18 protein-coding genes and 1 pseudogene are annotated in these 21,063 nt (G+C 49.8%); 9 read left to right on the plus strand and 10 right to left on the minus strand.

The annotated features are described in order from the left end of the window. The first annotated feature begins 6 nt into the window (after window positions 1–6). Window positions 7–1,419, plus strand: coding sequence for a DcaP family trimeric outer membrane transporter (locus M0R33_RS12180; RefSeq protein WP_292569225.1), 1,413 nt, complete (start codon window positions 7–9; stop codon window positions 1,417–1,419). Between the two features lie 24 nt (window positions 1,420–1,443). On the opposite strand, the gene glp is transcribed toward M0R33_RS12180, so the two are convergent. Next, the gene (gene glp, locus M0R33_RS12185; protein WP_292569228.1) at window positions 1,444–2,694 is read right to left on the minus strand and encodes a gephyrin-like molybdotransferase Glp; all 1,251 of its coding nucleotides are present in this window, start codon (window positions 2,692–2,694) and stop codon (window positions 1,444–1,446) included. A gap of 9 nt (window positions 2,695–2,703) precedes the next feature. Further along, entirely contained in the window at window positions 2,704–3,213 is a 510-nt protein-coding gene (gene mobB / locus M0R33_RS12190) for a molybdopterin-guanine dinucleotide biosynthesis protein B (protein WP_292569231.1), read from the minus strand. A 76-nt stretch (window positions 3,214–3,289) separates the two neighbouring features. Between mobB and M0R33_RS12195 the strand changes: the two genes are divergently transcribed. The 3 genes from M0R33_RS12195 to rpoS all read left to right on the plus strand — a co-directional run bounded on the left by M0R33_RS12195 (window position 3,290) and on the right by rpoS (window position 5,205). Continuing rightward, window positions 3,290–3,787, plus strand: coding sequence for a DnaJ domain-containing protein (locus tag M0R33_RS12195; protein WP_292569234.1), 498 nt, complete (start codon window positions 3,290–3,292; stop codon window positions 3,785–3,787). A 166-nt stretch (window positions 3,788–3,953) separates the two neighbouring features. Then, entirely contained in the window at window positions 3,954–4,112 is a 159-nt protein-coding gene (locus M0R33_RS12200; RefSeq protein ID WP_292569237.1) for a hypothetical protein, read from the plus strand. A 106-nt stretch (window positions 4,113–4,218) separates the two neighbouring features. After that, the gene (gene rpoS, locus M0R33_RS12205; RefSeq protein ID WP_292569240.1) at window positions 4,219–5,205 is read left to right on the plus strand and encodes an RNA polymerase sigma factor RpoS; all 987 of its coding nucleotides are present in this window, start codon (window positions 4,219–4,221) and stop codon (window positions 5,203–5,205) included. Here rpoS and dnaQ read toward each other — a convergent pair. Beyond that, window positions 5,202–5,936: a DNA polymerase III subunit epsilon gene (dnaQ, locus tag M0R33_RS12210; RefSeq protein ID WP_292569243.1), complete on the minus strand. Its 735-nt coding sequence runs from the start codon at window positions 5,934–5,936 to the stop codon at window positions 5,202–5,204. The two genes, rpoS and dnaQ, sit on opposite strands and share 4 nt — an antisense overlap. A gap of 6 nt (window positions 5,937–5,942) precedes the next feature. Then, window positions 5,943–8,027, minus strand: a complete 2,085-nt coding sequence (gene ppk1, locus M0R33_RS12215; protein WP_292569245.1) for a polyphosphate kinase 1 — start codon at window positions 8,025–8,027, stop codon at window positions 5,943–5,945. Window positions 8,028–8,164: 137 nt separating this feature from the next. On the opposite strand from ppk1, the pseudogene cysM reads away from it, so the two are divergent. The 5 genes and pseudogenes from cysM to M0R33_RS12240 all read left to right on the plus strand — a co-directional run bounded on the left by cysM (window position 8,165) and on the right by M0R33_RS12240 (window position 12,111). After that, window positions 8,165–9,054: pseudogene (cysM, locus tag M0R33_RS12220) on the plus strand (cysteine synthase CysM). 117 nt (window positions 9,055–9,171) lie between these two features. After that, window positions 9,172–10,497: a 23S rRNA (uracil(1939)-C(5))-methyltransferase RlmD gene (rlmD, locus tag M0R33_RS12225; protein WP_292569248.1), complete on the plus strand. Its 1,326-nt coding sequence runs from the start codon at window positions 9,172–9,174 to the stop codon at window positions 10,495–10,497. Continuing rightward, on the plus strand, window positions 10,494–10,976 hold the full coding sequence (locus tag M0R33_RS12230; protein WP_292569251.1) for a L,D-transpeptidase: 483 nt from the start codon (window positions 10,494–10,496) through the stop codon (window positions 10,974–10,976). Before rlmD ends, M0R33_RS12230 begins: the two co-directional genes overlap by 4 nt. Window positions 10,977–10,980: 4 nt before the next feature. Continuing rightward, complete coding sequence (truA, locus tag M0R33_RS12235; RefSeq protein WP_292569254.1) at window positions 10,981–11,784, plus strand: tRNA pseudouridine(38-40) synthase TruA; 804 nt, start codon at window positions 10,981–10,983, stop codon at window positions 11,782–11,784. Window positions 11,785–11,799: 15 nt separating this feature from the next. After that, complete coding sequence (locus tag M0R33_RS12240; RefSeq protein ID WP_292569257.1) at window positions 11,800–12,111, plus strand: hypothetical protein; 312 nt, start codon at window positions 11,800–11,802, stop codon at window positions 12,109–12,111. A gap of 307 nt (window positions 12,112–12,418) precedes the next feature. Here M0R33_RS12240 and M0R33_RS12245 read toward each other — a convergent pair whose 3' ends face one another. From M0R33_RS12245 to M0R33_RS12270, 6 genes are all read right to left on the minus strand, one after another. Further along, window positions 12,419–13,666 carry a hypothetical protein gene (locus M0R33_RS12245; RefSeq protein WP_292569260.1) on the minus strand — a complete coding sequence of 416 codons (1,248 nt, stop codon included), beginning with the start codon at window positions 13,664–13,666 and terminating at the stop codon, window positions 12,419–12,421. A gap of 19 nt (window positions 13,667–13,685) precedes the next feature. Next, window positions 13,686–15,737 (minus strand): sodium-translocating pyrophosphatase, encoded by a 2,052-nt coding sequence (locus tag M0R33_RS12250; RefSeq protein ID WP_292569263.1) that lies wholly within the window; start codon window positions 15,735–15,737, stop codon window positions 13,686–13,688. Between the two features lie 100 nt (window positions 15,738–15,837). After that, complete coding sequence (locus M0R33_RS12255) at window positions 15,838–17,772, minus strand: hypothetical protein (protein WP_292569267.1); 1,935 nt, start codon at window positions 17,770–17,772, stop codon at window positions 15,838–15,840. A gap of 96 nt (window positions 17,773–17,868) precedes the next feature. Beyond that, on the minus strand, window positions 17,869–19,680 hold the full coding sequence (locus M0R33_RS12260) for a V-type ATP synthase subunit A (RefSeq protein WP_292569270.1): 1,812 nt from the start codon (window positions 19,678–19,680) through the stop codon (window positions 17,869–17,871). Continuing rightward, window positions 19,677–20,366 carry a DUF2764 family protein gene (locus M0R33_RS12265; protein WP_292569273.1) on the minus strand — a complete coding sequence of 230 codons (690 nt, stop codon included), beginning with the start codon at window positions 20,364–20,366 and terminating at the stop codon, window positions 19,677–19,679. The genes M0R33_RS12260 and M0R33_RS12265 overlap by 4 nt, the downstream gene beginning before the upstream one ends. Then, window positions 20,366–21,055 carry a hypothetical protein gene (locus M0R33_RS12270; protein ID WP_292569276.1) on the minus strand — a complete coding sequence of 230 codons (690 nt, stop codon included), beginning with the start codon at window positions 21,053–21,055 and terminating at the stop codon, window positions 20,366–20,368. Before M0R33_RS12270 ends, M0R33_RS12265 begins: the two co-directional genes overlap by 1 nt. Window positions 21,056–21,063 lie beyond the last annotated feature (8 nt).

The following is a 21,063-nucleotide window of genomic DNA, read 5'->3' on the forward strand; positions in this document are numbered from 1 at the left end:
TTTTTCATGATCATTCGCTATTCGATTCTTCTCGCGATACTGCTAGCGGGCGGCTTACCGAACAAGGCATGTGCCGAACAAGATCTACGTGAATTAGTCGTGCAACTGACTGACCAAGTCAAGGCATTACAATCGCAAATAGCGAAATCCAATGCCCGTATCGATGATTTAGAACAAAAGCTGATCCGTTCAACAGCAGAGCAACAGCTTTCCGCTACCGACGCTGCGACTACTCAACCGCAACCCGACAGGATACCAGTCATGCAATCCGCGGCCAACGGCAATACCAAAGCCGCGGTATCCGCCGGCGACATCAAAGGTGCTCTAAAAATACCCGGTACGGCCACCTCGATTGGCTTCGGCGGTTATGTCAAACTGGATACGCTTTTTAGTAGCAGTAGCGTGGGCAACGATAAATTAGGTAATCAACGCTTGGAAGTGGCTGAAATACCGGTAGGCACAACACCAGCCGGTGAAAGCGATCAAATCAGCATGCATGCCAAGGAAAGCCGCTTTTGGATTAAGGCGCTGACTCCCAGCCAATGGGGCGACATGACCACTTATCTGGAGTTCGACTTGTTTGGCGATTCTGCAGCATATACCTACACGCCACGTTTAAGGCATGCCTATGGCTCATTAGGTAATCTACTGGCCGGGCAAACCTGGAGTACGTTTTTAAATAGTCAGGCAATAGCCGATACCTTGGATAACAGTAACTCAGTTGGCTCTCTGTTGACATTACGTCAGCCCCAAATTCGTTGGACCCAACCATTTTCATTCGATGGTTTAGCCATGGAGTGGCAATTGGCGGCCGAAGCGCCAAGAAGCCGTGTCTGGGACGCGCGAAATCAGACCATGACCACGCTCAGCGCTAGTCATTATCCTGATCTGGTGGCGCGGCTTAACCTTAATCCAGATTGGGGAAATATCTCGCTGGCTGCCATGGGTAGGCAATTGCTGATTAGACCCACTGAACTGAATGTTGAAAAGACAGTATGGGGCGGCGCGGTCAATCTGGCTGGAAAAATCAATACTTTCGGTTCCGATAACATTCGGTTTATGCTCGGTTACGGTGACGCCTTCGGCCGTTATGCGGTCAATAATTTCTTTGCGGATGGGACTGTTAACGGCTCAGGAGAATTCGATACCCTCGTCGGTTACAGTAGCATGCTTGCTTACCAGTATTGGTGGGACAAGGCTTGGCGTTCCACGGTTGCATATGGCTTTGCCGGGGCCGATCAACCGGGTTTTGCCGGCAATGCGAATCATCAGGCTCAATCGGTACATGCCAACTTGCTGTGGAGCCCTTTCCTGCAGACCACGATCGGACTGGAATACATTTATGCCAATCGCGAATTGGTCAACGGGCAAAATGGCGAATTGCAGCGGGTGCAATTATCCACCCGGTTTAATTTTTGACGATCGATAAGCCGCAAACGCTAATTAGCTGGAGATGTATACCTCAAAAGGCTCAACGGTTACCATATCGCCGGCTGACACGCCGCTGCAGTCGTCATCGAGCACGATAAAGCAATTCGCCAAACTGGCGACTTTAAGTTGATGAGAATCTTGTTGCCCCGCCGGTTTTACAGTAAACGCTCCGGGAGCCGTTTGCTTGAGAATGCCGCGTTGATATTCCTGGCGGCCCGGCGATTTGCGCAGCTCGGTTTCGCAGCGGGCCTTTAATTGCAGCGGCGTTGTGGGTAAAGTGCCAGCCATTTGCCGCAGCGCCGGTTCGACGAATTGTCGGTAGGTGACCAGAACGGCTATCGGATTGCCGGGCAGGCCGAAAAACCAGCAATGGTTGATACGGCCGAATGTCAGCGGTTTGCCGGGTTTAATAGCCAACTTCCAGAAATTAACCTGCCCGCATTTTTGCAGGGTTTGTTTTACAAAATCGGCATCACCGACCGATGCGCCGCCGGTGGAAATCAGTGCATCAAAACATCCGGCAGCAGACACTAAGGTTTGTTCCAGTAAGCGAGGGTCGTCCTTAATTACCCCCAAGTCGGTTATTAAGTAATTGGGATCGATCAATAATCCAGCCAACAGGTAACGATTACTGTCATATATTTGCCCGGGCAGTAATGTGTTCTCCAAGCCTGTTAATTCATCGCCGGTGGAGAAAAAGCCGATTTTTAATCGCCGTTTTACCGTCACCTCAGCGACACCTGCCGCTGCCAGCAAACCCAAATCTCTGGCTGTTAATTTTTGGGGTGCGCTGACTAGCACTTCACCCTGAGTCACATCGCTACCCGCGGCTCTGATGTTTTTATAGGGTTTGCTGTCTTCAGGAAAGCCTACAGTGTCACCGTATCTGCTAACTTGCTCTTGAGCGATTACACTATCGGCAAATTCCGGCAGCACGGCTCCGGTATAAATTCGCACACATTGATTTTTTTCAACGTTGTGGGAGTACGGTTTTCCTGCCCAGGAGGTACCCACTACACGCAAGGAAAACGCATGACCCGCAGTAATATCGGCACTGGAAAAGGCATATCCATCCATCGCGGCATTGCGCTGTGGCGGTATATCGATTGGCGAATAAACGCTCTCGGCCAATACGCGGCCGAAAGCACTCGACAGAGGAACGCATTCTTGCTCATCTATGCTGTGTACGGCCAGGCGAATATTTTGTTGCGCTTGCGCTACGGAAAGCAATTTTGCGGTTTTGGGATAACAAATAGCGGTCATTTCAGCTGTTCAAAAAAAATAATGAAAAATATAATCGGCGATCGCCAGCGGATTATTCAAATCCAAACAAGGTAGATAATCCGGTGTGCCGAGTGGCTGATCGCTGGCAATGGCAATAATATCGGCATCATTAAGGTATAGAAGTTCCTTGCCTAGGCTGGGTCGATGTAATTCTATTTTGGTAAAATGCTCATGCCGAAACCCCTCGACTAGAATCAAATCCAGTCCTGCCATGGGAAATTTCGCGAGTTGCTCCTTTAAACTGATTTCGCGGTGCGGATAAAATTCCGTAATCAACGCACTGCGGTATGGCGATACGATCATGACAGGTGTTGCACCGGAAGCGCGCAGCTGATAGCTATCTTTACCCGGATAATCGATTTCGAAATCGTGATGGCTATGTTTAATCACACCAATGTTCAATCCGCGCTGTTTCAGCAACGGTATCAGTCGTGTCAGCAAACGGGTTTTACCGGTTCCGCTGAAAGCAGCAAAACCTAAAATCGGCGGATAAGTCATCGACAGGCGGAGTGAAAGTGAATGAACGGTTATTCTAAGGTATTATGAGATTGATTTTGCGGGTGGTGGAGTAAAGGTGATACGCATCTTATTGCTGTTAGTGCCGGTGATAGCGATTTATTGGACTATTCGCTGGTTTCAAAAAACACCTGCTGAAGAAGTGGGTAGACAGATTAAAAAAGTTGGATGGCTATTAGCCATTTTACTGCTTTTGCTGCTGGTAGGCACTGGGAAACTGAATGTGTTATTCGCCGCTCTGGGTGTGGCGATCGCATTCGCGGTTCGATTAATGCCCGTGATCTTACATTATGCTCCGCAGCTGCACCGGTTATGGCAAATTTTCGGTGGCGGCGAGGAACATCAGAATCAGCAAAACGCTTATCGGCCTTCCCGTGGCGGCATGAGCAAAGCCGAAGCTTTAGAAATATTAGGCTTAAAATCCGGCGCTAGCGAAAAAGATATTATTGATGCGCATCGTAAATTAATTTCTAAGCTACATCCCGATCGGGGTGGTTCCGATTATCTGGCGGCGCAAATTAATTTGGCGAAAAAAATCTTGTTGGCGCATGCTTGATTCAAAGCCGGAGCAAGCGCCTGTTTTATTAATTAAAACAATCGCTTAGTCTGGATCGTAGTTTTTTAACAACAAAAAACGCACTTTTTTTGTGCGTTAAAATTTTTCAAATATGTGAACAAAATCAATTGATAACAAAATTAATTTAAAGTTATACTGGCACTCAATGATGAATAGCGGTATGCTAAAACGCAATTCAGATAATCGTGGTGTTGTTGAAATGGCACAGGTTAGGAAGTTTTTGTTGCACCTATTGACGGTCAAACTTATTGAAAACGGCTTGATGTATATCGAGTTGCGGTTTGGCTATGATCGCAGCAAGTAAAGAATGTCGAGACATGGGCGATATATCTAATATAAATGGCGATCCGGCGTGTTTTTTACCAGCATGAATGCCAATTAAACTTAAGCCTCAAAACTGGAGATGAGTCATGATGGAAGAAGCGATTGATATAAGCAAAGAGTTGGAAATGGATATTCCCGACATCATATCTTTTGATGATATCGACGATGATAATCCTGACTTGGATGCCCCGGAACAACTGAAGTTTACGGATGCCGATATCAGCGATTCGCAGAATGAAAGCAACTTTGACGCTACTCGCGCCTATCTAAACGAACTCAGTAAATCCCAGCTTCTCACCGCGGACGAAGAAAAAATCTACGGCAAACGCGCGCTGGCGGGTGATCCGGAAGCCCGCAAAATCATGATAGAAAGTAATTTACGGTTGGTGGTAAAAATTTCCCGCCGCTATCTGAATCGAGGCTTACCCCTGCTGGACTTGATTGAAGAAGGTAATTTGGGTTTGATCAGAGCGGTGGAAAAATTCGATCCGGAACGCGGCTTCCGTTTTTCAACCTACGCCACATGGTGGATCAGACAGACCATCGAGCGGGCCATCATGAACCAAACCCGCACTATTCGCCTACCGATACACATCGTCAAGGAAATGAATGTTTATCTGAAGGCCCAACGGAATCTGGCCCAACAGTTGGACCATGAACCCACCGCGGACGATATTGCCAAGCATTTGGATAAGCCGGTCAAAACCGTTAATAAAATGTTGAAGCTCAATGAGCGGGTAACATCGGTCGATGTGTCCTATGGAAAGGAATTCGACAAGCCTTTACTGGAAACAATTTCCGAAGAAGAAAGCCGCTCGCCGGCTGAAATTCTGCAAGACAATCTGATTCAAACCAATGTGACACAATGGGTCTACCAACTTGCCGACAAACAACGCGAAGTGATTTGCCGGCGTTACGGTTTGTGTGGTTTTGAAAGTGCCACATTGGAACAAGTGGCCATGGAATTGGGTGTTACCCGCGAGCGGGTTAGACAGATTCAGATGGATGGACTGAAACGCCTAAAAGAAATTCTGGAAGATACAGGCTATTCATTTGAGTCGATTTTCAACTAGGTTTTGGAAGGCTGTTCCTGAAACCAGAGACAATTGCCACTGACCTTGGCGATTTTTTCCAAGCGCTGTTGATGGCTGGTTAACTCGTCTGCCGTGCAGGCAATCACCTTCAACCGGGGGCGGTCGGTGGACAAGCCCACAAGCCGTGGCTGATCTGTATTTTGCACCTCCTCGCTTTCATCCAGTAACGATGCCTGACCACCGGTCATAATTAAATATACGTCGGCCAGGATTTCCGCATCCAATAAAGCACCGTGCAGGTCCCTGTGGCTATTATCTATGCCATAGCGTTTACATAGAGCATCCAGACTATTTCGGGCCCCCGGGTGCTTCTTGCGTGCATAAGCCAACGTATCAAATACCGTACTATTGCTTTCTACCGAACGGGTTTCATTTGGCAGTTGCCCAAGCTCGTGATTTAAAAAACCCACGTCAAAGGGCGCATTATGGATAATCAGTTCGGCGCCGCGGGTAAAGCGCATAAAGTCTTCGACTACGTCCGCAAAACGGGATTTGTCTTTTAGGAATTCGTTGGTAATGCCGTGAACTTCAATCGCACCGGCATCGATTTCCCGATCCGGATTCAAATAGACATGAAAACGGTTTTGCGTGAGTCGCCGATTAATCAGCTCCACACAGCCAATCTCAATGATTTTGTGGCCCTCTTTAGGGTTGATGCCGGTGGTTTCGGTATCCAAAACCACTTGCCTGAGTTGTTTAGTGTTAGTCATGGCTGTTTACTGGGCAAAGGACTTCAATAATTCCATCTGCACCTGATACAGTGGCTCATCGCCGGGTTTTGCCCGGGAGTATTGACCATTGCTCTGCAACAACCACGCTTGTGAATTATCTTTCAGATTGGCATGCAAATCGTTTAAAACCCTGCCGCTGACTTTTTTATCTTCCAGCGGGAAACAGACTTCCACTCTTCGGAACAAGTTACGGTTCATTAAATCCGCGCTGGAGGCATAAATCGCCCAATCGCCGTTGTTCATGAACGCGTATATACGCGTATGCTCTAAAAATCGGCCCACAATGGAGCGGACTTCAATATTTTCAGAGACACCGGGGATGCCCGGCCGCAAACAGCATATGCCACGGATGATCAACTTGATTTCCACACCCGCTTGCGATGCGCGGTATAAGGCCTGAATAGCCTGCTCCTCAACAACGGCATTCACTTTGATGATGATTTTGGCTGGTTTGCCTTTTTTGGCATGATCGATTTCGCGATCTATCATTTTCATCAAACCGGCGTGCAAGGTAAAGGGCGATTGCAGCAACTTGTTAAGTTTGCTTACTTTACCGAGGCTGGTGAGCTGCATGAAGACTCGGCGCACATCTTCGCTCAATTCTTTTTCGCAGGTAAACAAACCGTAATCGGTATATAAACGCGCGGTTTTGGGATGATAGTTACCTGTGCCTAAATGTACGTAATTACGGAAGGTGTTACCTTCCTTGCGCAGCACCATGCACATTTTGGCATGCGTTTTATAACCCACGACGCCATACACTACATGCGCCGCCGCCTCTTGTAACTTGGCGGCCAGACCGATATTGTCCTTTTCGTCAAAGCGGGCTCGCAATTCAATCACCACGGTCACCTCCTTGCCCGCGCGCGCCGCCTTGATCAATGCCGCCACGATAGGTGAGTCGACACCGGTGCGATATAACGTTTGTTTAATCGCCAATACATCCGGGTCAGCGGCAGCCTGCCGGACGAAGTCCACCACCGGAGTGAAGGATTCGTAAGGATGGTGCAATAAAATATCCTGTCTTCTGATGCAGGCAAAAATATCTTTATATTTTTTTAGCGCAATCGGCAAGCCGGGTTTAAACGGCATGAATTTTAGATCGGGACGATCAACCATGCTGTAAATAGCTTGAATACGGCTCAGATTGACCGGGCCATTGGCCAGAAATAACCGCTCCGGAGTTAGTTCGAAGCGGGCCAACAGAAAACTGACGGTCTCTTCAGGACAGTTAGCGTCAATCTCCAGCCGTACTTCATCGCCGTAGTTACGCATGGCGAGTTCGCCCTCCACCGCCAGCATCAAATCGTCGATAGCATCGTCATCCACAAAAAAGTCGCTGTTCCGTGTCACCCGGAATTGATAGCAGCCTTTGACTGTCATTCCGTTGAATAACTCGAAAACGAATTCATGAATGATGGAAGACAAAAAGACAAAATCGTATGGGCCGCTATCGGTTTCGCTGACTGGAATCTGTACGATGCGCGGCAAAGCCCGCGGCGCTTGCAACACCGCGCGTCCGCTGTTTCGGCCGAAAGCGTCCTTGCCTGTCAGCGAAATAATGAAATTTAAACTTTTATTCAATATACGCGGAAAGGGATGCGCGGAATCGAGCCCCACCGGCGTTAGGATAGGCAGTAGTTCTTCATTGAAATATTTTTCCAGCCAAGCTTTTTGTATATCACTCCAACTATCCCGCTTTAAAAAACGGATATTTTGCGTTTCCAGCGTGGGAATCAATACTTCATTTAAAACCCGGTACTGCTCGGCAACCAGTTCATGGGCTTTGCCGGAGATTTTTTCAAATTGCTCCTGAATGCTCAAACCGTCGACACTGATAGCCGTGGAGTCCATTTCCGCCATTTGTATCAAGCTGGCAACACGAACTTCGTAAAACTCATCCAGATTGGAACAGGAAATACATAAATAATTCAGACGCTCCAATAACGGCAGATTTTCATCTAACGCCTGGGCCAAAACGCGACTGTTAAATTCCAATAAACTTTGTTCTCTATTGATGTACAGCTCCGGGCTGTTCAATGATGGGATGCTCAATTCCGGTGTGTCCATGTTATAGGTTGGCTGAATGTGACGAAATTCGAATTATAGAGCAATTAGCCGATGAGTACTGTTACGGATAGCAAGCGCGCAGCGGATAAAGCGTATTTGATATAATTAGCCACCGTCCATAGAACCCCACACACACCATGATTTTTCCAACAATCGAATCCCAAGTCGGTAACACGCCGTTGGTGCGTTTACAGCGCCTGCCCGGCGAGACGACTAACACTATTTTAGCCAAGCTGGAAGGTAACAACCCGGCCGGTTCGGTTAAAGACCGTCCGGCACTAAGCATGATCAAACATGCCGAAGCCCGCGGCGAAATCAAGCCCGGCGACCGTTTGATTGAGGCCACCAGCGGCAATACCGGCATCGCGCTGGCAATGGCAGCCGCGATTAAAGGTTATAAGATGACTTTAATCATGCCTGACAACATGAGCGCGGAACGCATCGCCTCAATGAAGGCTTATGGCGCCGAAATCATATTGACGCCGGCCCAGGGCAGTATGGAAGCCGCGATTGACTTAGCCCGCGGCATGGAGGCCGACGGTCAAGGCCGCATACTGGATCAGTTCGCCAATCCGGATAACCCGCGCGCGCATTACGAAGGTACCGGCCCGGAGATATGGCGCGATACCCAAGGCAAAATCAGCCATTTCGTCAGCGCCATGGGCACTACGGGAACCATCATGGGCACATCCCGCTATCTGAAAGAACAAAATGCCGCCGTCCAAGTAGTCGGCGTGCAGCCGGAAGGAGCATCGAAAATACCCGGCATCCGCCGTTGGCCCCAGGAATATCTGCCTAAGATTTACGATGCCTATAGAGTCGATCAAATTATCGAAGTCAATCAACTCGATGCCGAAAATACCACGCGCGCCCTGGCAGCCCAAGAAGGTATTTTTGCCGGGGTGTCATCAGGCGGTGCCGTTTTGCGGCTTTGCAATTAGCCAAACAAGTACAAAACGCCATTATTGTGGCGATTATTTGCGACCGCGGCGATCGCTATCTGTCCACCGGCGTGTTTCCAACTTAAAAATCGTTTTGGCCGGACTGCGCCTAAGCCTTCCGGTCGACTTAATTCCCCGGAATACCGGTCGATTTTATCGCACCTGGTTTATTCCCGGCGTCCCTGTTTTGTTAATTTCGCACCATGGCCCATAAGAAAAAATTACCGCTAGACCCCGTTACCGTCACCATAGAGTCGCTGTCGCACGATGGCCGTGGTGTCGCCCATGTCGCAGGCAAAGTTGTATTCATTGATGAAGCATTACCCGGGGAAACCCTGGAATTCGTATATACCGACAGCCGCAAGGATTATGCGGAAGGCAAGGTGGCAAAATTATTAACCCGCTCTGAGCATCGCGTCGATCCTGCCTGTCCGCATTTTGGCGTATGCGGCGGCTGCAGTTTCCAGCATGTCGACGACGGCGAGCAGATCCATTTCAAGGAAGCGTTATTGCAGGAGCAATTTCAGCGTATCGGCAAAGTGGCGATTCCGCAAATTTGGGAGGCTCTGACCGGCCCGCACTGGGGCTATCGCACCAAAGCCCGCATGGGTGGGAAGTGGGTCGCCAAAAAGGGCAGGGTGCTGGTGGGTTTTCGGGAAAGGCGTAATCCGTTTTTAGCGGAAATCGATAGTTGTAAAGTCATGCATCCGCTGGTCGGCGAAAAGCTGCTGGCTTTGGGTGAAATGATTGCCGGCCTGGGCATTAAGGATAAAATCCCGCAAATCGAGGTAGCCATTGGTGACCAAGATGTGGTGTTGGCTTTCCGCGTATTGGAGCCGCCTACCGATGCGGACAAACAGCGTATGCGCGAGTTTGGCGAACAGCATGGACTCAACATCTGTTTGCAAGCTAAAGGTCCGGATACCATAGTGCCGTTGGACGGTGAAACAGAAGTAATTCCTTGCTATACGCTGGCCGAGCAGGGCATGAAGTTCAATTTCCGCCCCGCCATGTTTACCCAGGTCAATTACGATATCAACCAAAAAATGGTCAGCCGTGCGTTGGATGCGTTGGAACTGAGCAAAGATGACCGAGTACTGGATTTATTCTGCGGCCTGGGTAATTTTACCCTGCCTTTGGCTACCCTTGCCGGGCAGGTAGTCGGCGTGGAAGGGGATTTTCCGTTGGTGAAACACGCCCGGGAAAATGCCCGCTTGAATGGTCTGGACAATGTCGAATTCCATGTCGCCGATTTAAGCAAAGACCTCAAAGATCTACCTTGGTGTCAGCAAAAATTCAGCAAAGTACTATTGGATCCGTCTCGGGCCGGGGCCTCCGAAGTGTTGCATAATTTCAAACATTGGCAACCCGAGCGGATAGTCTATGTGTCGTGCAATCCTTCCACATTGGCGCGCGATGCCGGTATCCTGGTGAATGATCTGGGTTATAAGCTGGTTAAAGCCGGCGTAATGGATATGTTTCCGCAAACGGCACATGTCGAATCGATTGCCTTATTCGTTAAAAAATGAGCCGCTCACTGGATATTTGTATCGCTAATCAGCAATTAACGCTGCGAGATCATGATCGGGTGCTAAAAAGTTATTCGGTCTCCACAGCCAAAAACGGCCCTGGTCAATTAAAGGGTAGCGAATGCACCCCTACCGGGCGGCACCGGATACGCGCCAAAATAGGCGCCGGCGCACCGATCAACAGCGTATTCATAGCCCGCCGTTTAACAGGGGAAATATATACCCCGCAATTGTCCGCCGCTCAGCCGCAACGGGACTGGATACTCAGTCGAATTCTGTGGTTGGGTGGATTGGAATCGGGGCATAATCGCTACCGTGAGGTCGACACCACCTGGCGGTATATCTACATTCACGGCTGTCCGGATCAACTGATGCAAGGCGTACCGGCATCCCATGGCTGTATTCGCATGCATAATGCCGATGTCATCGAGTTATTCGATAATGTCGAGGCCGGCTGTCCGGTTTTCATCCATGAGTGATAACATGGCCCGCATCGTATTAGGCATCGAATACGACGGCACGGCCTATGCCGGTTGGCAATGGCAAGCCGGCAGACGTACCCTGCAAGCCGAATTACAGAATGCCTTAACTAAAATCGCCGACCAGCCGGTTACCGTTCACTGTGCCGGTCGCACCGATGCGGGTGTGCATGCGCTCGAACAAGTGGTGCATTTCGATTGCGCAGTGCAACGCGATTTAAAGGCTTGGTTGATGGGCGGCAACAGTCAATTGCCGGACGATATTCGCATTACCTGGGTCAGACCGGCCGTGGCAGACTTTCACGCCCGTTACAGTGCCATTGCACGTTTTTACCGCTATGTGATACTGAATCGGCCCATGAAATCGGCTTTGCTGCGCAGCCAGGCTACTTGGTGCCATCAGCCCTTGGATGCCGATAAAATGCATATGGCGGCCCAATATTTAATCGGCGAACACGACTTTTCCTCGTTTCGAGCTCAAGGTTGCCAATCGCACAGCCCTAATCGGTTCATGCATTTCATTGATGTGTATAGACAAGATGATCGGGTAATCATCGATATTTGCGCCAACGCATTTTTGCATCACATGGTTAGAAATATTGCCGGTGTATTGATGAACATCGGCATGGGTAAGGCACCGGCCGATTGGACTGCGCATTTGCTGCAGATCAAAGACCGGTCGCAAGCCGCAGCTACCGCGCCGCCGTATGGATTGCATCTGGGTGGGGTGTGTTATCCCGAACAATATGGGATAACAAGACATACTGTATTTGATAAACTGCCCGCTGATGCAAGGCGTTTTGATTAAAGAGGGATATTTCCTATGACTGATGAATCTTTTCAAGGTTTAAAAGCGTTACCGTTTAAATTTCCACGAAAATGCGGTAATTGCGGCCGCGAGTATCAAACCGAAGCCGAGTTTTTAGCGCAAACGGAAGATCTCAGGAACGGTCGGTCGCCGTTTAAAGAGTCTGAAGACGATGACGGACAAGTCATTTTAGAGGTATTTAGAAATTGTGTGTGCGGCTCTACCCTGATGGATGAATTTCGTTCTCGCCGCGACAACTCTCCCGAAGGGCAAAGGCGCAGGGAAGCGTATGCCAAAGCATTACTGGCGGGGGAAAAGCCGGAATAGCTCCCGACTCCGAGTAGAGATCATTTATAGAGATAATATAAGGGGTTCTAAGCGCAAACTCCCGTAATCCGTATAAGCTGATTTACATTAGCGTGCTGTATGCCCGATTCGAAATGGCCGAAACGATGTGCGGATTACATGGCCGACGTTAAGAAATTATTCAGCAGCAAATAGCCGCACAATTATGCCGTGGGAGAAAAGGGCGGCTTTCATCGAATCAAATCACGCTTATTCGGCAAACCCATGCCATTGCCGGCATGTGGACGTCTGTTAAACATCGATCCGAATACCGGCCAAGCGCGGCTGTCTAATCAATTGTTTTAATCCAGCGACAACGTTCCTTGACAATAGGCGCCGTTCTTTCGTTGGCGATACCTTTGGCTATTAAGGCGATCACCCGGTCGTCGGTGTCATAGCCGATATGCGCATCCATCGGATTGGCGAGCTTACCCAAGCCGAACGCATCATAAATTTTAGCCACATTGATATTGATGTTGGTGACGTTGATACATAAGCGCGAATCCAGGTATTTGCTAACAAAATCATGCGGTAATGCATAACTTAGCAAGTCGTTAGGGTCACTGAACGCGATAATATTGGTTTTCAATAACATGCGCTCGGCAAATTTTTCTCCGTCAGGTTTGCAGTAGGCGGCCTCCTGATTGGCGATTTTAGGTGTGGCCCGACCCAGTTGCAGCATGGGTAATTGATTGGACATCATGTAAATAGGTATTTCCTTATTTTTCAGAACATTTGCGATTGCTGTGTAATACGCCGCGGTTTCTCCATCGGCATAAATAGACGCGAGTCGCTGCAAGCCATCGATAGTAATCCGGCTGCCCAAACTGTGTGAAACAAAGGCGTAACTATCGTTATAGAATGGCGTGACATTTTTTGACGAGCAGACTTTATGCACGTCATCAGGCAAACTAGTCCAGTCGCCACTAATCATCCAGCAAAACGATTGTGCAAAGGCCACCAGGATATCGTCGCGCTTCTCTCCCAGATAAATAATAGGATCAGGGCCGGTGTCGTTAGAAAACTTTTTCAATAAATCGTTGACCTCGGCACGGCGGAACGACTGTTCGCCGGAATTATCGTACGCCAGAACTTCTTTGTCCTTGGCGGTAATTTCCGACCATGTCAATTCGTAAAACAATAATTCTTGAGACTGGAACTGATCCAGGTAACGATGAATGCGTAAATTACCTAAGTTTTTCCCCGGATCCTTGGGGTCGACCAGTTTAATATTTTTGTAAGCTCGGGTCGTAACCGGTAGGTCCAATTCTTTAGCCAGTTTTTCTAAAAATTCCGTGGAATAACCCGGTAGGTGATTGCCTACACCATGCAGCATCAACACTTTCATTTTGCGGCCAGGCGCTTCCAATTGCGGCTTAAGCCCGGTGAACTGGTTGCCGGTAATCTCGCACAAACGAGTGTCTTCATTATCCTGCTTTTCCAAGATGGCTTCGGTAATACCCCTGCCAAAGCTGGCGCAGCCGTTCAGCAACACGCTAATGGCTAAAATAAGCAATAATCTTTTCATATCTTTCATAAATTCTTGTTATGTACTCTTAAAAATTCAACCAACCTGAGCCGAATGCCGAAGCAAAGACCAAGCTGACGATGCTCATCAGTTTGATTAATATATTCAATGATGGGCCGCTGGTGTCTTTGAAGGGATCGCCTATGGTGTCGCCTACCACCGCTGCTTTATGGGCATCGGAACCTTTTCCGCCGTATTGACCGGTTTCGATATATTTTTTGGCATTATCCCAAGCACCGCCAGCATTCGCCATCATTACGGCCAACAAGAATCCGGATGCGGTAGTACCCATCAATAAACCGGCCAGCGCTTCCTTACCCAGTATAAACCCAACCAGTAACGGCACTGTAACCGCTAAGGTACCGGGCAAAATCATTTCCCGCAAGGCGCCCTCGGTACTGATGCCTACGCAGGCTTTATAATCCGGGCGCGCCGTACCTTCCATCAGACCGGGAATTTCCTTGAACTGGCGACGCACTTCCAAGACTATGGCGCGCGCCGCTTTGCCAACCGCCATCATGGTCATGGCCGAAAATAGATAAGGCATCATGGCGCCTATCAAAATACCCGGCAGCATGGTGGGGTCGAGCAGATTCAGATGTTCGACTTTAGCCGCCGTAACATAAGCCGCCATTAAGGCCAGGGCGGTCAACACTGCAGAACCAATGGCGAACCCTTTACCGGTAGCGGCAGTGGTGTTGCCCAGACTATCCAGGGCATCCGTGCGCTGGCGTACTTCCGCGGGCAAGTGGCACATTTCGGCGATACCGCCGGCGTTGTCGGCTACCGGGCCGTAAGCATCGGTAGCCAGGGTAATCCCCAGCGTGCTCAGCATGCCGACGGCCGAAAGGGCCACGGCGTAAAGGCCAGCCGCCATACTGCCGTCCGCTTTAAAACCCAGCCAAATACTGGCTAAAATAGTCGCCGCGACAATTAATACCGGAAATACGGTACTCATCATGCCGACTGCCAAGCCTTGTATGATAGTGGTTGCCGCACCGGTTTCGCAGACGGCCGCAATCGATTGAGTCGGTTTTTCGGTGTAAGAAGTATAGTATTCGGTGACATAGGCAATAGCATTACCCGCTATCAGACCCACTAAAATGACATACCAATAGTGCATGGCTATGTGTTCGTGACGAATAACCAGCAGGGCTAAACCCAGTACGGCCACGGACGACGCCCATACCGAACTGCGTAATACCCGCAACAGCGAGTATAAACTGGAGTTTTCGCCGATATTGGAAAATACAACGACACTAAAGCCCAATAGCGAGCCGATCACGCCAATGGCCGCGATTAAAAAGGGTAGGGCGACTAAAGCTGTGTCGAGCTGGCCGGTCAAGGCACTGCCCAGTGTCGCCGCGGCAATAATTGAACCACTGTAACTTTCAAATAAATCCGCCCCCATTCCGGCCACATCGCCGACATTGTCGCCGACATTGTCGGCGATCACCGCGGGATTGCGCGGATCGTCTTCCGGAATGCCTTTTTCCACTTTGCCGACCAGATCGGCCCCCACGTCGGCTGCTTTGGTATAGATACCGCCGCCGACACGAGCAAACAGGGCAATGCTACTGGCACCGAAGCCGAATCCGGTAATATAGGTCAAGCAATCAGGATCGTCGCTAAACAGCAAATACAACCCGGTCATGCCCAGCAAGCTGAAGCTGACTACCGACATGCCCATGATGGCGCCACTGCCGAATGCCACGCGCAGGCCTTGATGCAGACTATGCCGGGCGGCTTCGGCGGTCCGTACATTGGCGCGAACCGCAATGTACATACCCAGGTAACCCGCACCGGCGGAAGCGATAGCTCCCAGCAGAAAGGATGCCGCGGTTTGTATTTGTAAAAAACTGGCTATGATGATGGCCACCGTAACAACGAATATCGACAGAATACGGTATTCCCTATTCAAAAACGCGGCCGCACCTTCCTGAATGGCGTCTGCTATCGCCTGCATGGCGTCGTTACCAGCGTTGTAAGCCAATACCCGCTTCAATTGCCAACACACAAAGATTATGCCGATCAAGGCCATAACCATTGCTAGAATCACCGCCACCGATGCCTGTGCCACTATGATTTCTCCCACTTATTGAATTACTTAGTGCGTTAAGATTTTATGCCAAGCCAACCACAATAGCGATACCGTCAAATCTTGATTTGGCTAAGATTTATCAGGAACCGGTTGCCCGAAAATAATCAAGCTTGATATTTTCCAAGCCTAGATTGGCGGGCGATGCGGCATGCCGACCCAATTCCAGCAGTTGATCGGGTGAAAGCGGCCCGACTATTTTGGTCAGATCCGCTAATTTGATGCCTTGCCGCAATAAAAACAGCATATAGGTGTATCGTAAGGACTCAATCGTGATCAACTCAGGGTTGGGCAGTCCACTATCAATCGCGGCACAGCAGAGCAAAGTTTTTATTTCCGCTTCCGTCGGCCAATTTTCGAATGCGGGATACTGGCTAAAGCAGTCGGCTACCGAATCCGTCATCAAAACGTTACGTTGCCCGGGTATCAAAATCATTAGCGCTTCAATATTAAGGCAATCCGGGCTTAAGGAAAGGATTTCAGCCAACGATAATCCGTTGAAAAGCAGGCTAATGACTGCCTTGATCGACGGCTCGGCGATTTGGGTAAGCGCCAGCACTTCCGGCCGGGTTAATTCTCTCGGGATATCGACAACCGGTAAGGCTTTTAATGGATCGTAGCCGACTTGAGGCGAGGCTTGCTCGGCCACATCCAGCATAGCCCGCGGTTGATGATGCAAATGAATACCACCCAGCGACATGGGTGCGGGCGGTGCAATAGCTTCCCGGCTTAGATAATCGATGATCAGTACCGCCAATAAGGACAGTACTAAGCTGCCTGCAAACGCCAATAACGATTCTTGCAGATAATTCGGCCTGATGGGCGTGTCCGGCAAGGATGCCCAATCGACCACGTCGACCTGTGGATATTTTTCGCGCTGCTTGACATCGATATCCACCAGTCGCTGTTTGGTGTCCTGTTGCAAGGTTTCCAATTTAAGCAATTCCTGTTGCAGCGCCTGGTGCTCGGTAAACTGGGAGGTATATTCGGCAGCCAGTTGTTTATGGGCCTGCATTTGTTGTCGTATGGCGGTCACGGCCTGTCCGGCGGCGGCATAGTTGTGTTCAGCTTCCTGACGGGCAAAGTCTTTACCTACACTGGCTTTTTCGGCAATTTTGGCCTCGATCTCAATTAGCTGTTCCCGCACCTTACCAAGATTAGGATTTAGATCGATGTAATCCTTGGTGTAGTGTGCTTCGATAGCCGCTAATTCTGCACGCAGTTTTTCCGCTTGTTGCAGCAGAACAGCCATCGCTCGGGTATCTTCTTCCGGCACCACCACTTCGTTTCGGGATATGGCGGCAAGGATGGTGTCCAGCTTGGCCTTGGCTTTAACCTCTTCCTCCAGTGCGCTATTCAAGGATTTATTCAAGCCCTGCAAACGGGCATGGGCCTGATTGTCGGCGCTTTCGGTAGATAAGATGTCATGTTGCAATCGGAATCGATCGATTTCGTTTCGCTTGTCCGCAACTTGACGGTCTATGCGTTGCAACTGATCGGTTATTTCCGCGGTGACTTTTTCGGTATTTTCGGCAACAAAAGCGGCCCGTATCTGCAAATAGGTTTCTATCCAGGCATTTACCGCGCGCTGTAGAACTTTAGGTTCCGGACCTTCAGCCTGTAAATGCACTAAATTGGTTTCGGGTTCTGAAATGACCGCAAACATGGATCTTAACTCATCCGCATTCCAGTTTCGGTTATTGGTCAGCATGTTGTCTAATCGATCAACGGTTTTTTCCAAAATTGCCGTACCCAACAATATCTGTTTCTGGATGCTGACATGCTGGATGTCGGCGGAAGGACTGGCTTGATCGATATCCGTGGCAGCCATGGTCAGTACCGTAGCCACGCTTTGATAGATAGCCGGTTGCAGGAAGATATAAATTTGAGAAACCAGCATGCATGGCAAGAAAACCAGCAAAAATACCAGCCAGCGCCGTAAACGAGGTGAGTTGAAGCGTCTTGAATTATTAAGTTCGTCTGACGCCATATGATATTCATGGGCTTGATAATTCATAATTGACCGTCCGAACAAAAGGTGACCACTTTATGTTTTCACATTGCGGCTATTCTAGATCAAAGCGCCTACAGTCCGCAGACTTTACTGATAACTTTACATGGCGGCTGTTTTCAAATTGATAATCTTGTCCAAGAGTTGTTTGTAATCATTCGATTGCCAGACCGCATAATTCAGATTTTTAAACAATCCTGTCAAACGGGTAAAGTAATCCCGCGCATGGTTCTGGTCGGTAAAGCGATAGTCGTCGGAAATAAGTTTAGTGATTAGCATGAAGGTTTCTTTCTGACGTACCAGAGGTACCGATACATCCACGTTATCAAAGGCATCTTGCTGCAAATAAACCATATCCACAAACAAGGCTTGCTGGTAGGCGATAAAGTCCTCAATGGTGACGCCTTCTTCGCCGGCTACTTGTATCATCTCGTGCACGCTATTGCCGTGGGCCAACAGTTGCAGGATATCCTGTACATGTTCAGTCCAATCCGGCGCCAGTTCCCGTTGATACCAGGGATTCAACTGCTCCAGATACCGCGACCAAGACAACAATGGATCAACCGCCGGATAAAAACGCTTATACGCGCGATCGGCGCTTAAACCTAAAAAGGTTTTCACGGTACTCAATGTCGATTGAGTGACGGGCTCTTCAAAATTGCCGCCGGCGGGAGATACCGTACCTATCATGGTCAAACTGCCGGTATGGCCGTCGGCATTGGCCACCACGCCGGCCCGTTCGTAAATGCTTTTGATAGAAGAATCCAGGTAAGCCGGAAAGGCCTCTTCGCCGGGAATCTCCTCCAGTCGCCCGGAGGTTTCCCGCATGGCCTGCGCCCATCGGGAAGTTGAATCGGCCAATAACAATACATTCAAGCCCATTTGCCGATAGTATTCGCCCAGGGTAATGCCGGTGTAAATCGATGCTTCACGGGCGGCTACCGGCATGGAAGAGGTGTTGCAGATAATAATGGTGCGGTCCATCAGGGAACCGCCGGTTCTGGGGTCTGTCATCAGCGGAAATTCGCTGATGGTTTCCACCACCTCGCCGGCCCGTTCGCCGCAGGCCACCACGATTACAATATCGACTTCGGAATTGCGCGCAATCAAGCTCTGCAAGACGGTTTTACCTGCCCCGAACGGCCCCGGTATGCAGCCAGTACCCCCCAAGGCAATCGGAAAGAAGGTATCGACCAGGCGTAAATGCGTTACCAAAGGCTCGCTGGGATAACAGCGCTGATTAACGTTGTTGCGCAGCATGCTTTGCGACAAAGGGTTACGTACCGGCCAGCGCTGTTTCAAGGTAACAATTTGCTCCTTGCCGTTGCTTAGGCGAATTTTGGCTACCGGTTCCGCCACGGTGACGTTACCCTGCTGTATCCAGGTCACTTCCACTTCGCCCTTGATATCGAACGGTACCATGATTTTATGTTTGAAGCGGCGTTCCTGCACATTGCCTAACGCCCCGCCGGCGAATAATTTAGCACCTGACTGAACGCACGGGGTAAACGCCCATTTGGCGTTTCTATCCAACGCCGGAAAATCCACGCCGCGCGGCAGGAAAAAACCGAATTCCGTCGCCAACACGTCCAACGGGTTTTGCAGACCATCATAAACTTGTCCGAGCAAACCGGGGCCCAGTTCCACGGACAATAACTCACCGCTTTGTTCAACCAGATCGCCGACCCCGACCCCGATAGTGCTTTCATACACCTGTGCATCCGCCCGGTTGCCATAGATGCGCAAGATCTCGGCTTTCAGGCGTTCCTGGTGTTTAGCTTCACTGCGACTGGGTAATATGTACACCACCTCATTCTTGGTCAGCGGCGTGGCTCCCAACGATTCTATGGAAACGATGTCGTCCTGTACCGCAACAATGCGCGCAGTGGCGGTTGTTAATGCTTGCTCGTTCATGGTTTTCCTTCAAATTCCAGCGATACATCGGCCATTCCGGCGCTGATCAATTCATTAAAGCGCAATAAGGCTCTCTCTTTATCGTAACTGACCCACCTATTGATCAGATACCAGCGCAGCACATACAACACCACGGCCGGAAAATCGAAATAGTGCCCTACACTCAGTCGCTCGTACTGTTTCCAGTTTAATTCCAGCATCAGCTTATCCAACGCCAAAGCGTGGTCTTCCGATATGAATTGCTGAGCCTGTTTGAGCCAGGGTAGGGTATTGCCCAGACCGAAGTCGGGTTTTTGCCAGTATCTGCGGATAAACTGCAGATGGCTGCCAAAGCCGTAAAACGGATCGGCAACCGTGATATTCTCGCCGGCGTGTCGACGACGGAGAGCGGTTAACAGCGTTCTTAACTCCAAGCGCCAACTGACGACATCGCGCAGAAAATCGCTGCGTATCAAGGCCAGTTCCCGTTCGCCGGCGCTAATGATGGCGGCATCATCCCATTCCTGCATTTTCGACCAATGCAACAGGCTTTCGATTCGCGCCAAATCGGCTGCATCATCGTCATCAAGTAATGCCAGGCGTTTATCTAATTGAATCCGGGATATAACCGGTAAGCGCGAACTAAATAATTCCGCCGGTTGTACAGGCAGGCTACTGAGTAGCAGCGTATATTTAAAACCTTGCATCACTTGACGATGCCCTGCAACAAGGCGCGGAAACGTGGTTGCAAGTGTCTGAGTAACAGAGCTGCGACAACCTCATCGGTAAAATCGATTAACATGGCGTTGTCTTCAAGCCGGATAACCAAACCGGATTTCACTTCATCACTCACTTCAAAATGCACGCCTTTACGCAGCAAATCGCCGGCAATGGCGGCGGAAACATGCGATAACTCGCCTTGTTGCAATTCCTCCGGGTTTTTACGCAATTCTTCCACACCGATGATGGTTTCAGGCAGTAGAAAAGTCAGCTGTTGCTGCTGATCAAGCCCGGTTTTATCCCGTACTTGACCGGCCAGCGCCAAAATCAGTTGTTCCATAAACTGCCGATCGGCCATTTTTTCGCCAACCGCCCGCTGAACTTCCTGACTGAAACTGCCCAACAAGGTGTCTCTGAGGCGCAGCAAAGCGTCGCGCGCGGCCAGGTTTAAGGCGTCAATTCCCGCGGTTTGGATGGAATCCGCTTCCGCTTGGGCTTTTTTGAGAATATTTTTAGCTTCCTGCTCGGCTTCGCCGATCAACCAGGTTGCGCGCCTTTGCGCATCGGTAACTATGCTTTCGGCTTTAGCTTGGCCGGCGTCAATCGCTTGTTCGCGTAGCCGCTCGATAAGTTGTTCGACACCCGAAGAGGCGTAGTCGGCTTTTTCCTCTTTCATGCTTCCAT

Source organism: Methylomonas sp. (assembly GCF_023228165.1).
Taxonomy (GTDB): Bacteria; Pseudomonadota; Gammaproteobacteria; order Methylococcales; family Methylomonadaceae; genus Methylomonas.